This is a genomic window from Streptomyces oryzae (genome assembly GCF_017676365.1).
Lineage (GTDB): Bacteria > Actinomycetota > Actinomycetes > Streptomycetales > Streptomycetaceae > Streptomyces > Streptomyces oryzae.
Map to the genome: position 1 here is coordinate 1 of NZ_JADKMA010000076.1, position 13,633 is coordinate 13,633.

Below are 13,633 nucleotides of genomic sequence, written 5' to 3' on the forward strand. Positions count from 1 at the left end.
CCGCCGCCCCGCCGCCTTCGATCCATCGCACCTGATTGGTGACCGATCCGTCTTTGGCCGGCCTCTTGGTGATGCACGCCAAGGCCTCGACAGCGCGGTTTTCGAGATGTTGGGCCCTCACGGGTTTTCACAGGTCAACCTTGATCATTCAAAGTGATCGTTGGGGCATGAACCTGTGCAACGCGCGCGGGGCCCCGGCCGGGGGAGCGCGCGGCTCCCGCCGCGCCGCGTTCTCGGTCCGGCGCTTCTATCTAGTTCTTCACGAACGTGCCCCCGCCCGCGCCGTTCACGACCACCTTGGGATTGGCGGTGGTTCCGGTGGTGGAGATCACGACGGTCTGCCCCGCCTTGTAGTCCACGGAACCGACGTGGAACTGGCTGGGGGACTTGTACCCGAAGACGTCGATCCGCCCGGAGCTGCTGCTCGGGGCGTTGACGCAGCTGCCGGGGCCGATGATCCGGGTTGTCCAGCTCTGGTCGTTCCCTGTTGCCTGGAGGGAGGCGCTGGTGTCGTAGGTGCCCGCCGCGCAGATCCGGACGCTCCCGCCCTGGCTCTCGGCGGCACCCGCCGGACTCGCTGTCGCGGCCACCGCCGCCGTGGCCAGCAGGGCAGTGCCGCCAAGGGCGGTCACCGCTCGCGTAAGAATCCTGGCTCCAGCCATGAGTGTTCCCTTTCTTGAACGTGGTGCAGCAACGCCGTTTCGCATGCCACTTCCCATGCCCACGGAATCGAACTCCCCACCCGGGCCCCGTGGTCGACGAAGAAGTTATCCGGCAGATCTTGTCCAAAGATTGCTGACGCATTGCCGAGGCACAGACAATGCCGCAGGTAATTCCCCAGATAATGCCGCGTCTCGGACACCGCCCGCATCTCGTCCGGCGGCGTATCCCAAGGGTCAGGTGTATGACTTGATTTGAGAGCAATCGACCGACGAGGTACCAACCCGATGCGACCCCCGCTGCCTCTGCCCCCTGACGACGACGCGCGCCGCGTGCCCGGAATGCTGCTGCTACGCACGGGCGACGACGACGCCGTCTGGGACGACGTCCTGACGCGGATGGGCGAACTCCCCGGCATACAAGGGCCGCCCGGTCACGAGCCCGGGAACGACACCAGGACGCCCACGTCGCTTCCCCGGCGCCTGGTCGTGGCGCACGACCCTGCGTGGCGGGGCGCCTCCCTCCAAGAGGTCACCGCGGCCCTGGCACAACCCGGCATCTGGGTGCCGGACCTGGTGCTGCTCACCGACGAGCGGACCGCGCGCAATCCGAAGGCCCGCCCGCTGCTGGCCTTCGGCCGCGGCTACACGGACGACGACGGCGACGGCGATCTCCACGACTTCTGGATCACCCCGCGACAGGCCGCCATGACCTATCTGGTGCTGCACCAGCCCTCTGCCTCCTTCGCCGTCGAGCACTTCGCCGAGCGGGCCCCCACCGAGCCGGAGTGGGAGGTCGAGGAGGGCGAGGAGCTGACGGAGGAGCACCTCTATGAACCCGTAGGCTCCGCGATGGAGACGCTGGCCTCCCCGCCCCGCTACACCCGGCCCGCCCGTGAACTGCCGACGCTCAGCCACGAGACCGATCTGCTGGTGCGTACCGACTTCGCTGACGACGCGGCCTGGGCCGCCCTGGTCGAGGCCGTGTCCCACTCGGAGTGGGAGTACGACGATACGGGCGAAGACTGGGGCGACTACATCCACTTCGTGGATGATCCGGCCTTCGCGGGCGCCACGCCGGAACAGGTCATGGCACAGGTCCTGGCCGACTCCGAGGACGAGGCGGACGGGATCGCCGACGTCGTACTGATCGCCGACGCCACCACCCTGCACGAGCCCGAACACCGCATCCTCGTGGTCCCCATGACGGACGACATCGGGCTCACCTTCCGGGTGGACCCCGGCCTGGTGGGGCTCATGCTCGTCAACCTGGGGATCAGCAACCAAGACATAGACGACTATCGGGACGACAACACTCGATGAACGTTCGGCCCGCGGTCGCGATCAACCCCGCCCCCTGGGGCGGAAGATGATGGACCCTTGAGCATGGCTTCAGGAGACAGCTGAAAGTGATCACCGTAGATCTGCATCCGATTTTCAGGAACAACCGCGACATCGAGCTGACGCTGCGACAGACAATCTTCAAAGCGGTGCATACGGGCGAGGATGCTGTCCAGTTCATACCCGGCAAAGGATCGGGGCAGCTCAAGCAGCGGGTACTGACGTTTCTCGCGCAGAAACACATCAAGAAGCTGTACCACGCTGTTGAAACCCTTCCAGGCAACAGCGGCCGAGTCATCGTTCGTATGACTTCGCCCAGCTCACGCTCCGCTGCCCCCCGTGGACGACGAGAAAGACCATGACTGGGGGATGTGCTAGCGGAGTCACGAGACTCTCCTGACCCGGGGTGGGGGGGGGAGGTAGGGAAGCAAGGGCAGCGTCCCATGGATACGCGTCCACTCCGCCCTGGGGATCAGCACCCAAGATATGGATGACTTTCGGGACGATGCCGCTCTTTGAGCGAGGCCCCCGAAATCTGGGCTTCCGGTTGAACCGGCAACGGCGCGAGCCGTTGTCGGCCCGGAAGGGCACTGGACGCGCGTCGACGCACCCGTCGGCTCGCACCGGCTGCCGTTCATGAACAACTGAGTCAACGACCGCAAATGGAGACCCTATGAAATCGTGGCGTTCTCGCGTCGGCGCTGCCCTCGCCGTCGGCGCCGCAGCCATCGCCATCCCGCTGACCGCCGCCGGCCCCGCCTCGGCCGCCGACGCGGGCTCCCCTTCCACCTCGGTGAAGTACGAATGGGATATCAGGAGTGGGGGCTGGGACAAGCAGCGGTGCGCAGTCGAACTCAAGCTTGAGTTCGAGCAGAACGGCGCGATAAAGGGGTACTGCTTCGAGGAGGACTCCACCCCGGACCAGAACCCGAATCACACCGACTGGGCCGTGATGGCCAAGGAGCCCGTCAAGTAACGTCACCGCCGCACCGGCCGGGCCGCCCGCTCACTGCATGAACGGGCGGCCCGTGCCTCCCCCCTCGTGGCACGAGCCACCCGCCCCGGAACTGGGGAGAATCCCGTGAATCGGCTCTGAGTCGGAGCTTCCTGTCTTACATGGCGTGCCATGTGTTGACGGGTTGCTGGGTCCCGCACCCCCCAACGGCTGCGCGAACCCCCCGGATTCTCCCCGGGAAAACGCGTGGAAACGGCCGCCGTTCCCGCTCTGTGACCAGGGGGGAACGGCGGCCGTTGCCGTGGGAGCAGCCGCTCCGGCTCCCGTGCGGTGTACCCGCGCAGGAGCCGGAGCGGCCTACGCGCGCGTCGCGAGAGGGCACGTCGGGCGCCACGCGCCTCGTGTTCGTCGTCCCCCAACGCGGTGCATTCGTCGCCGGAACCGACCAGCCGTGGACAAGACCAGGGCCCGTGCTATGTGACGCAGCACGGGCCCTGTTGGACGGAAGAACGGTCAGCGGTTGCTGGTCGCCTGCCACCACCCACCCGACAGGTGGCACACCCATCGCCCGTGATGCGGACCCGTGAGCCGTACAGCGGCAGTCCGCCCGTGGCGTTGAGCCGGTTCCCGATCCGTTCCAGGGCCGGCCAGAGCGGTTGCGGGCCCGCCTGGTGGACGGGGGGCGCTTCGTCCGGTCGGCAGTCGCTCGTGTCCATGAACCGTCAAGGCGGACGAGACTGGCGGTGCGCTGGTCGCCGTCCTGGTCGTGGTCGAGCTCGACGCCGGGCGTGGCGACCTCCAACATGGATCGGACTCCCCACGCTTCTGCCACGTCCACCACGGGGTAGGGGTCGGTCGGTGCTGACTTCCTCCCCCCCGTTCGCGCCCCGTGCGAGGGCGAACAGGTCGGCGAGTCCGGGCGGGTAGTCGTCTCCCGAGCGGGTGAGCATGAACCCTGCCCAGCCGCGTTCGATCTGTCCGGCCACGTCCCGCCCGGCTCATTGGGGTGTTGACGCGTGGGGCTGACCAGCCACCGCTAGCCCCCTCGGAAGACGTTTCCGTCTGGGAGAAGATCGTTTCCCGGGTGTTGAGGCTCCTGCGAAAGTGATCCGTCGGGTCGGCCACCGTGGTTGGTGACAGCGTCCCGGGAGGCCGAGTTGACGTACGGCGGCGTCTACGATTCGGGAGAGCAGGATGGCGATGGTCATCGGTCCGACTCCGCCGGGGACGGGCGTGATCAGGCGGGTGCGGGTGCGGGTGCGGGCGGTGTCGAAGTCGCCGACGTCGCCTGGGTTGTACCCGGCATCGGTCACTTCCGCGCCTGGCGACAACCAGTCAAGGCCGGAGACGGTGCGGACTGTCAAGGGAGACCGCAGGTCCTCGCCCTGGCGACGCCGAGGGCGCCGTGCATCTGCGCAGGAATCGTCTCAGACGACCACGCCCCGGCGCCCGCGCGTGTGACCGGCCTGACTGTCGATATTGCGCCGCCGCGGCCTCGGCGAGCGTGTACGACTTCTCGACCGGGATGTGGGGCCTCCCCCGCGAGATGAGGCCGACGGCTTCGGCGAGCGCGTCCGGCACGCTTCCGGCCACGCCGGAGAACCGGACACCGAGCTCCGGCGCACCGAGATCGGCGCTGGAAGATCACCTTCCGCGGATCCCCGGTCAGTTCGACGAGTCCGCGGATCACACCCGAGCCGGCCAGATCGAGGGCCGCGTCGCCATGGCCGATCTGCCGCACCGCTCGACCCAGCCTTCGCCGTACGTCGTGGCGAGAGCACTCAGGCCGCGCAGGTAGTCCTGGTTCGCGGCCCCGGCGGTGCCGATAACCGTGATGCCGCAGTCGCGGGCGATCTGCAGCACTGCTGAGCCGACTCCCCCGGACGCACCGCTGACCGGCAGCGTCCGCACCACGGAGGGGTACCCGGCGGCCTCGTCGAACGTCAGCCCCTCGGGCATACGGGCCCAGGCCGACAGCACGGCGAACTCGGCATAGGTGCTGGAGCCTTCGCCGAACACGTGGTCACCGACCTCGACTCCTTCGACACCTTCGCCGACCTCGTTCACCACCCCAGCGGCGTCAAGCCCGACTCCCGCGGGCAACGTGATCGGGTGGGCCCCCAGGATCTGGCCTTCACGGACGGACCCTCTGGTCGAGTAGCGGTAGCTCTTGGACTGTTCGGCGATCGAGTGGTCGCGAGTGGGCACCAGGGTGCCGTCCACGATGAGCAGCACGGTGTCCTTACCGAAACCACCGACGAGGCTGGAGCGCGGGCCGGGGGCCGAGGTGGTCAATGATGCGGTCGGCCGCGGAATTCGAGATGCCGAAGAGCGGGGCAAGCTGGCGCATCGTCAAGTTTGTGCGCAAGCACCAGTACGTGGTCACGAGCAGCACACGGTCCTCCAGCGGCAGACTCCACGGACGGCTCCGCCGCACCGCATCCGCGCCCTCCCGTCGCAACGCGGCCATCAACCTGCCGAAGCAGCGCGGGCTCAGCCCAGTGAATGGAGCTGTCCAGGACGGCTCGGACGCCGCGATCACAACTGCCACAGCCCTTCATCATCGCAATGCCAGATCGCTCCACCTTGAACAAGATGGGCGCCCGCGACTGCACACTCCGTACTGCAATGCCACCTCAAGCTGCGATGTCGGATTCGGGCTGGAGCGCAGGGCCGAGCAGCAGGCCCCCGTCCAGGACGAATTCCGAGCCTGTAGCGAAAGTTGCGTCCTGGGAGGTGATGAAGAGCAACAGGCGGGTGATGTCGGAGGGTTCGGCGAGGCGGGGGATGGCGAAAGGGGCGGGCGAGTAGAGGTCGGCGATGGCTGGCTGGCCGGCGACGGTGGGTTCGTTGACCAGCGGTGTGGAGACGACGCCGGGGTGGATGGAGTTGACCCTGATGTTGTCCCGCCCCAGCTCCAGCGCGGCCGTCTTGGTCAGCCCGCGCACGGCCCACTTGCTGGCGGTGTAGGGGGCGTAGAAGGCCGTACCGACGTGAGCCATGGTCGAGGCGATGTTGACGATGGTTCCGCCACCGCCCCTGCGCATCGACGGAGCCACGGCCCTGATACCGAGAAACTGGCCGGTGACGTTGACGCTGAAGGTGTGCTCCCAGGTGCGGAGTTCGGTGTGCTCGACAGTGGCCGCCGGGTTCTGGACTCCCGCGTTGTTCACCAGGATGGTGACCGGCCCGAAGTGGCCTTCGACTTCTCGCACCAGTGCCGCCCAGTCGTCCTCGCTGGCGACATCCAGGCGAACGGACAGAGCCCGATTACCGAGCTGAGCAGCGAGATCGCGGCCGGCGTCGTCGTCGCGGCCGGCAATGACGAGGTTCGCCCCCTCGGCGTGGAAGCCCCGCACATGACTGCTGCCCATACCCCCGCTGCCGCCCGTGACGATGACGGTCTGGCCCTCAAAGCGTTCCATGATGCATCCTTCCCGTAGTGGTGAGTCGGGCGACTCACCACCTTTCTCAAGGTAAGGGCGGCACTAGAGGTGAGTCAAGTGACTCACCTCGTAGCGAGAGGCATACTGGAGGGCATGACGGCACAGCCCTCGGAATACCACCGGCGCGTAGCAGCGCAGAAGCGGACGTCCATCATCGAGGCAGCGACGAAGCTGTTCCTCGACTTCGGCTACGACGGCACCTCGCTGGCCCGCATCGCGGAGGCAGCCGGAGTGTCGAGGGCGACTCTGTTCAAGCAGTTCGCCACCAAGGCGGCCCTGTTCGAGGCGATCGTCACCGAATACTGGAAGGTCGACGACGAGGCGGCCCCCTTCCCCGAGCCAGGGAACCTCCGCGCAGGGCTTGAGGCCATCGGACGCCGCTACGTGGACCTTCTCACCCAGCCCGGCATGGCCGCCCTCTTCCGCATCGTCATCGCCGAGGTACCGCGCTTCCCCGAGCTCGGCGAGACCCAGTTCAAGCTCGGCAAGATGCCCTACTTCGAATCGGTCCGCCGCTACCTGGAAGCGGAAAACGCCGCCGGCACAGCCCGGCTCGACGATGCGGAGATGGCGGCGACCCAGTTCCTCGGAATGATCTCCAACTACGTGTTCTGGCCGCGGATGCTGCTCGCACGCTGGGAGCCCGACGACACCGCCATCGCCAACGCGGTCGACCAAGCGGTGCTGACCATGCTCGCCCGGTACGGCGCACCGGGGACCCACGGCGCCTGAGCCACCAGATGCCCCACCGCCCTGCGTAACCCCCTGATGCCTCCCGCACAGGCAGACCATCGGCACTGTCGAGTACGCAGTCGCTCACACGCAGCGCCGGAGCTCCTTGGAGTTACCGCCTCCGCGATGGGGGTGCGCCCAATAGTCCCGGCTGTGGTCCTGCAGTCGATCGCAGCCAAAGACCGATTGCGGACAGCCCTTAGGAACTGTTCCTCCAGGGAGTGCACGAAGGTCCCTGTCGCGGGCCAGTTGGGGTTGTCCATGGGGGACCGGGCGTGCAGAGCGACGTCGCCGGGCGAGCCTTCGTTGGAGAACCTGCTGTGCCTCCAGCGCGCGCCGAGGTAGCCCAGCGTCACTGCGTGGGTCCGGCTGAAAGGTGCGCCCCGACCGTCTGGCAGACGGCCGGGGCGCTCCGGCGGTGGTACGTGTGTCGACCAGCGTTCAGTTGAACCTGGCGTCTGGCACGCGCGGTTGAGCGTGGGTCAGCAGCGCTCGTCGGTGATTCCCCGGTACGTGGTGGAGGATCCTTCCGGGAGCACGGTGCCGAACCCGGTGGTGCAGTCGTCGACCGTGTCGGTGCCTGCCGACCAGTACTCCTGGCCCGTGTCAGCCGGGAACTTCTGAGTGCCGAGATCCTTGCCCTGGGTGCTGCTGTGGATCCCGGTGCTGACGGTGTAGGTGTCTTCCTGGTCGACGAAGTCCTGCCAGAGCCAGACGTAGCTGTAGTTCTCGTTGCAATCCGGCGAGTAGAACTGCTTCACGGAGGCGATGGTTTCGCCGTCGCGCTTGATGTAGCCGGTCTCGCCGATCTGGTGGGCGTCGGAACAGACGTCGGCAGCCTGTGCCTTCTCGCTCAAGGGGTTGCCCTTGGGCGAGGGGGCCGTGGACTGCGTCGAGGAACGCTCGGAGGGTGCGGGAGCCGGTCCGCTGCCCGCGAGAGCACTGCCTGCCGGGAACATGACGAAGGCAGCTGCGATTGCGGCCGTCGCGATTTTGCGTGCGCGCATGAGTTGTTCTCCCCCTAGCTGGGTGTGTGCGATGGCTTCGGAGCACGGCAAATGTGGTGTGGGTCATCCCTCCATACGTGTCCGGAGGGACACCGGCCGAAGATCCGATACCCATTGGATGTGCCGCATCGGCGAAAAGTTCATGAGCGCGCTCAACTTTTATTGGTGGCTCCATCCGCCGAGGCCAGGAGCCACTTGCGGCAGGCCGAGCAGAAGGTGCCGCGCGGCGCCCCTGCGCGCGGCGTCCTCCAAGTAGCGTTCCCGATCAAGCAATGACGGCCTCCACCAGCGGAGCGCAAAACCCGCCGGTCCGACACACGCGGACGTCCCGCCCCAGCCGCGGTAGCAGCGGAGCGAGTAACTCCCACTCCCGGTCTCGGCCGTTCTTGGGTTGGCTCGGGAACGGTTCTTGAGATCCCGTCCGATCTTGGTGATCGGGCGGATCTTCTTGTTTCCGCGGCTTGTTCGAGGTGGTGTCCGATTGCGGGAGGACCGGGTCGGAGGCCATCGAGTCGCTTGTGGACCGTGACGGGATAGGCGAGTGGCCCTGGCGCGTTCGCGTGGTCGGTGCCGGACCTGGCCTGGGTGCTGCGGCCGCCCGCCGGTTCGGCCGCGAGGGGTACGCGGTCGGCCTGATCGCCGAGGGCAAGTCGTGCCGTACGTGCGCCACCACGCCTGCGAAGGGGCTCACCGCGAGTAGCGCATTCCGTGGGCCAACAGCGGTCGCAGAACAACTCCAGATACTTGACGGGCGAGTGTGTGAGTGGTCTATTACTCACATGACGCCTTCCGGGACCCGCCGACAGCTCTCCACCGCCGACGAGCGAAAGAGGACCGTCCTGCAGACGGCGGTCAGCGCGTTCGCCGACCGGGGCTACTTCGGCACCACGACCACGGATGTGGCGAAGCGGGCGGGCATCTCGCAGGCCTACGTCTACCGGCTGTTCCCCGACAAGGAGGCGCTGTTCGTGGCGGTCGTGGAGCACTGCTTCGCGCTGATCCGCGACAGCTTGAGCGACGGCGCCGCTGCTGCCGGGGGCAGTGCGCCCGAGGAGGTCCTGCGGGCGATGGGCGACGCCTACGCGCAGCTCATCGCCGATCGGAACCTGCTGCTGCTGCAACTGCACGCGCAGTGCGCGGCGGCCGCGGAGCCGGCCATCCGCGAGGCGGTGCGCGCCGGTTACGCCCGCCTGGTCGAGTACGTGCGCGGCGTCTCGGGCGCGGCGGAGCCCGACATCCAGCGGTTCTTCGCCACGGGCATGCTGTGCCACCTGGTGGTCGCCATCGACGCCGACCAGGTCGAAGCACCGTGGGCCCGGGCGCTGTCCGAGGGGCTCCGCCACTACTGATGGACTGGGGCGCCGCTGATGTCCCCGCCGAGGAGAACGGAGGGAGGTAAGGATATGACCCGCAAGGTCGCGGTCCGCTGGGCCGCGCTCGCGCCGCTGGCCGCTCTGGACGCGGTGCTGTTCATGCTGTGGAGCTGACTGTCCGTGCTGCCGGTGACGGTGGCCATTTTTTCGGCCTAAGAGTGAGTAATCAACCACACACATCACTGAAGCTGAGGAGATCACCATGACCGCCCCGACCGCCGCACGCGGCGAGCGCCTCGCCTGGAAGGCCACCCTCACCGTCCTGCTCCTCGCGCTGGCCTTCATGGTCACGCTCTGGAACTGACCATCCGGCCAGACACCCGGTCTCACGCGAGAGGAGCAACTCTCATGACGCTGGCGCCGACTCGGCCGGCTGCGCCGCGGGGCGCGCCCCCGCGCCTGGCCCGTGCCGCGGTCCTGGCCGCGGCGACGCTGACGATCATGGCGGCGGCGATCATCGCGCCCAGCCTGCCCGCCATGCGGGAGGTCTTCGCCGACACCCATGGCGCGGACCTCCTCGTCCGCTTCGCGCTGACCGTCACGTCGCTCGCGATCGCCGTCAGCGCCCCCGTCTCCGGAGTGGTCGCCGATCGCCTGGGACGCCGCACGCTGCTCGTCGCCGGCCTGGGGCTGTACGCGGTCAGCGGCACCGCCGGGTACTTCGCGGGCGACCTGTACGTGCTGCTGGCCACCAGGGCTCTGCTCGGCGTCGCGGTGGGCGGAATCACGACGGCGGTCAGCGCCGCGATCACCGACTGGTTCGACGGGCCGCGACGTGCGTCCTTCCTCGGGCTGCAGCAGGCTTTCGCAGGACTGGGGGGCGTCGTCTTCCTGCCGCTCGCCGGACTGGTGGCGGCCGTGGACTGGCGGGCTCCGTTCTGGATCTACGCCGCATCGGCGGTCGTCGCCGTACTCGCGGTCCGCGCCCTGCGTGATCAGCCGCGCATCGCGCGCACCGCGGCGCCCGCCCGCGCGCCCGCCCCACGACGCCCGGCGACCGGCCGCATCCTCGGCCTGTACGTGCTGGCGCTGGTCGCGACGCTGGCGTTCTACATGGCGCCCACCCAACTGCCCTTCCTGCTGGACGGGTACGGCGGCGGGCCCGCCGTCACCGGCGCGGTGATCGCCGGCAGCACGCTGTCGAGCGTGCTCGGCGCGCTGGCGTTCCCGTCCCTGCGCCGGCGGTTGCCGTCCACCGCGATCACCACGGTCAGCGTTGCCCTGCTCGGCGTGGGCTGGCTGCTGGTCGGCACGGCCGGCGGCATCGCCCGGATCGTGGCGGGGCTGCTGGTCGGCGGGGCCGGTGTCGGGCTCGTCGTACCCAACCTCAACCTGCGGCTCGGCGAACTCGCCCCGCCCGACCGGCGCGGCCGGGTCCTCAGCGGCCTCGTCACGGGGATCTTCCTCGGGCAGTTCCTCTCGCCGCTGGCCGTCGAACCGCTCATCCGAAGCGCCGACATCGCCGACGCCTTCACCTGGACCGGGCTCGCGATGGCGGCCGGCGCCGCCGTCGCCGCCCTCAGGCTGTGGCCGCCCCGCACGGGGCGGCACAGCAGCGCCCTTCACCGAACAGGCACCACCACACCGAAAGAGAGACAGCAATGATCCACCACGGCATCCGCTTCACCCTGAAGCCCGGCGTCACGCCGGAGCAGCGCGACGAGGCCCTCGAAAGCCTGCGCAACCAGGGCCGGGTCATCCCGTCGGTGACGTCCTTCGTCGTCGGCCGCGACCACGGCGGCGAGTACGAGTGGGGAGCCACCTTCGCGATCGAGGACCTGGACGGCTACTGGGAGTACCTCATCCACCCCGCCCACCTCTCCACCGACCGGACGGGCCTGCCGCTCGTCGACAAGTTCGCGTCGTTCGACATCACCGACGACCTCGACCCGGACGTCGGTGAAAAGATCGCCGCCCTGCACCAGCGCCGCTACGACAGGATCCCCGAGCTGGCCAGCCTGGTCTCCGACCTCCGGGAGTACATCGGCAGCGCCGCGCCGGGCCCCCACGGCAACTGACCGCTGACTCCCACCCCTGCACGGGCAGGCGCCCGCGCCACCCCGGTCACCTGCTGGTGGCCGGGGTACCCGGTCCCCACGACCTCTGCCAGAGCTGGGGAATGATCTCGGCTCGGATGGGAAGTGATCTCGGAGCGGTCGGGTCGCGCTGGCCGGACCCACTCGTGAACACCCCCGGTCTGTGAGTTCATGGCGGTGTATCACGCCCGCGACGGTGCACCACCGGCGATCACGGCTCTGAATGCCGCCCTCACAGCGGGCAGCACCATGTCGTCACCCACCGCATCGCGATACGGAGGACAGCCGGGCCTGCTCAGGGCGCCAGGAGATCGATGGCGGCCTTCAGTCGTTCGAGAAAGAACTCCCGTGACGGCGCCTGTTGCTTGAGGCCGATTGATGCGCTGATCAGCGTCTGGGCGACAGCGCGCGCCGCCTCCCGTTCCGTCTCCGCGGCGATCGCATCGGTGATCAGTTCCTCGAATCGCCGTGGCGCGGTCTCCACTATCTCGCCGAGCAGATCGGGGTTGGCTTCGATGACCTCCGCGACGTCGCGTGTCAATGGGCCGATGTAGCGGCCCGCCCACTGGTCGAACGCTTCGATGAGACGCTCTGACAGGGGGCGCGCGATGTCGGCCAGGACGTGTTCGACCGTTGCGATGTCGCGTTCCAGGGCTTGGGTGACCGCGGCCCGGAACAGGACCTCTTTCGAGGAGAACAGGAAGTAGAGCCCTGGCCGGGAGATGTGCGCCGCCCGCGCCACCTCCTCCATCGAGGTCTTCCTGTACCCGAATCGCGCGAACGTGGTCAGGGCGGCGTCCAGAACCCTGGCCCGCCGGCTGGTATCCGCGATTGCCGAGGACGGGTGGCCGGCATCAGGACGACTCATGGGCCGAGCATACGAGGAGTAGTCGCACTATACAAAGCAAGTCCACTGTGTATAGTCCGCCCATGGCCGAGTCCGAGCTCATCTCCACACCCTTCACAGACGCCAGCACCGCAGACGACGTGCTGCATGGCCACGACCTGACCGGCGTCCGCGCCATCGTGACGGGAGCTTCCTCAGGCATCGGGATCGAGACTGCTCGCGCGTTGGCAGCTGCCGGCGCACAGGTCACCCTCGCCGTCCGCGACACAACCGCGGGCGACACCGTCTCTGCGGCAATCGCCAGGTCAACCGGGAGGACCCGGCCCCACGTCGCTCGGCTCAACCTCGCCGACAGTGCGAGCGTCGCACGATTCGTCGACGCGTGGCGTGGCCCGTTGCACCTTCTGATCAACAACGCAGGTGTGGTCACCGGCGGTCTGGAACGGACCCGCGAGGGCTGGGAGTTGCAATTCGCAACCAACCATCTCGGCCATTTCTCCCTCGCCACCGGCCTGCACGGCGCCCTGGCCCTGGGAGCGATCGACCGCGACGGAGCCCGGATCGTCTCGGTGAGTTCGACCGCGCACATGCGTTCAGGCATCGACTTCGACGACCTTCACTTCGAGCACCGCAGCTACGACCCGCAGATCGCCTACGCTCAGTCGAAGACGGCGAACTCGCTGTTCGCCGTCGAGGCCACCCGTCTGTGGGCACCGGAGGGGATCGTCGCCAATGCCGTGAACCCTGGCGGCGTCGCTACGGGCCTGCAACGGAACTTCACACCGCAACAGAGGCAGTCGCTCGACGCAGCCGAGGCCGCCGGCGTCTTCACATACAAGACGGTTGAGCAGGGGGCAGCGACCAGCATCGTCGCGGCCGTCTTTCCGGCCTTCGCCCACTCCGGCGGCCATTACCTCGATGACGCACAAGAGGCTTACACCGTGCCGAACGACGCCGACCTCGCGCAGCATCCCCACGGTGTCAAGGAATGGGCACTCGATCCCGCCACCGCAGAGCGCCTCTGGGCAGTCTCGACCGATCTACTGAGCGCCCGGCCCAAGTAATTCCCCACCGTGATCCCCCGCCTGTCACTCTTTGAAGGCGGGCCATGGTCCGGCTGTCGCACGGCCGGGCCCGCGCCCTGCTCGACGCCCACACCGCGGTCGGGTCGCGGGGCGCACCAATCGGTGGGGCACCAGCTTGCCCGACGACCCCGGTAACGGCAGGGCGGGAGTCC

General features: G+C 68.1%; 12 protein-coding genes and 3 pseudogenes. 8 read left to right on the plus strand and 7 right to left on the minus strand.

The window, feature by feature from the left end:
- Positions 1-251: 251 nt before the first annotated feature.
- Complete coding sequence (locus tag ITI46_RS16525; protein ID WP_209240326.1) at positions 252-662, minus strand: hypothetical protein; 411 nt, start codon at positions 660-662, stop codon at positions 252-254.
- A gap of 285 nt (positions 663-947) precedes the next feature.
- On the opposite strand from ITI46_RS16525, the gene ITI46_RS16530 reads away from it, so the two are divergent.
- From ITI46_RS16530 to ITI46_RS16540, 3 genes are all read left to right on the plus strand, one after another.
- Positions 948-1,982: a DUF6924 domain-containing protein gene (locus tag ITI46_RS16530; protein WP_209240327.1), complete on the plus strand. Its 1,035-nt coding sequence runs from the start codon at positions 948-950 to the stop codon at positions 1,980-1,982.
- Positions 1,983-2,068: 86 nt separating this feature from the next.
- Entirely contained in the window at positions 2,069-2,362 is a 294-nt protein-coding gene (locus tag ITI46_RS16535; protein WP_209240328.1) for a Smr/MutS family protein, read from the plus strand.
- 311 nt (positions 2,363-2,673) lie between these two features.
- The gene (locus ITI46_RS16540) at positions 2,674-2,976 is read left to right on the plus strand and encodes a hypothetical protein (RefSeq protein WP_209240348.1); all 303 of its coding nucleotides are present in this window, start codon (positions 2,674-2,676) and stop codon (positions 2,974-2,976) included.
- Between the two features lie 1,127 nt (positions 2,977-4,103).
- Here ITI46_RS16540 and ITI46_RS34850 read toward each other — a convergent pair.
- From ITI46_RS34850 to ITI46_RS16560, 4 genes and pseudogenes are all read right to left on the minus strand, one after another.
- Positions 4,104-4,358 (minus strand): annotated as a pseudogene (locus ITI46_RS34850) (hypothetical protein); the annotation flags it as partial.
- Between the two features lie 24 nt (positions 4,359-4,382).
- Positions 4,383-5,097, minus strand: a pseudogene (locus tag ITI46_RS16550) (alcohol dehydrogenase catalytic domain-containing protein); the annotation flags it as partial.
- Positions 5,095-5,506: pseudogene (locus tag ITI46_RS16555) on the minus strand (transposase family protein); the annotation flags it as partial. The pseudogenes ITI46_RS16555 and ITI46_RS16550, both read right to left, overlap by 3 nt.
- Before the next feature lie 85 nt (positions 5,507-5,591).
- Positions 5,592-6,380, minus strand: a complete 789-nt coding sequence (locus tag ITI46_RS16560) for an SDR family oxidoreductase (protein ID WP_209240329.1) — start codon at positions 6,378-6,380, stop codon at positions 5,592-5,594.
- A 114-nt stretch (positions 6,381-6,494) separates the two neighbouring features.
- On the opposite strand from ITI46_RS16560, the gene ITI46_RS16565 reads away from it, so the two are divergent.
- Positions 6,495-7,133 carry a TetR/AcrR family transcriptional regulator gene (locus ITI46_RS16565; protein ID WP_209240330.1) on the plus strand — a complete coding sequence of 213 codons (639 nt, stop codon included), beginning with the start codon at positions 6,495-6,497 and terminating at the stop codon, positions 7,131-7,133.
- Between the two features lie 482 nt (positions 7,134-7,615).
- On the opposite strand, the gene ITI46_RS16570 is transcribed toward ITI46_RS16565, so the two are convergent.
- Positions 7,616-8,140, minus strand: coding sequence for a hypothetical protein (locus ITI46_RS16570; RefSeq protein WP_209240331.1), 525 nt, complete (start codon positions 8,138-8,140; stop codon positions 7,616-7,618).
- Positions 8,141-8,919: 779 nt separating this feature from the next.
- Between ITI46_RS16570 and ITI46_RS16575 the strand changes: the two genes are divergently transcribed.
- The 3 genes from ITI46_RS16575 (at position 8,920) to ITI46_RS34855 (ending at position 11,531) form a co-directional block, all read left to right on the plus strand.
- Positions 8,920-9,489: a TetR/AcrR family transcriptional regulator gene (locus tag ITI46_RS16575; RefSeq protein ID WP_209240332.1), complete on the plus strand. Its 570-nt coding sequence runs from the start codon at positions 8,920-8,922 to the stop codon at positions 9,487-9,489.
- A gap of 330 nt (positions 9,490-9,819) precedes the next feature.
- Positions 9,820-11,118, plus strand: coding sequence for an MFS transporter (locus ITI46_RS16580; protein ID WP_307808198.1), 1,299 nt, complete (start codon positions 9,820-9,822; stop codon positions 11,116-11,118).
- Positions 11,115-11,531, plus strand: a complete 417-nt coding sequence (locus ITI46_RS34855; protein WP_247746092.1) for a Dabb family protein — start codon at positions 11,115-11,117, stop codon at positions 11,529-11,531. Before ITI46_RS16580 ends, ITI46_RS34855 begins: the two co-directional genes overlap by 4 nt.
- A gap of 313 nt (positions 11,532-11,844) precedes the next feature.
- Here ITI46_RS34855 and ITI46_RS16585 read toward each other — a convergent pair whose 3' ends face one another.
- Positions 11,845-12,417, minus strand: a complete 573-nt coding sequence (locus tag ITI46_RS16585; protein ID WP_209240333.1) for a TetR/AcrR family transcriptional regulator — start codon at positions 12,415-12,417, stop codon at positions 11,845-11,847.
- Positions 12,418-12,479: 62 nt separating this feature from the next.
- Between ITI46_RS16585 and ITI46_RS16590 the strand changes: the two genes are divergently transcribed.
- On the plus strand, positions 12,480-13,460 hold the full coding sequence (locus ITI46_RS16590) for an SDR family NAD(P)-dependent oxidoreductase (RefSeq protein ID WP_209240334.1): 981 nt from the start codon (positions 12,480-12,482) through the stop codon (positions 13,458-13,460).
- Positions 13,461-13,633 lie beyond the last annotated feature (173 nt).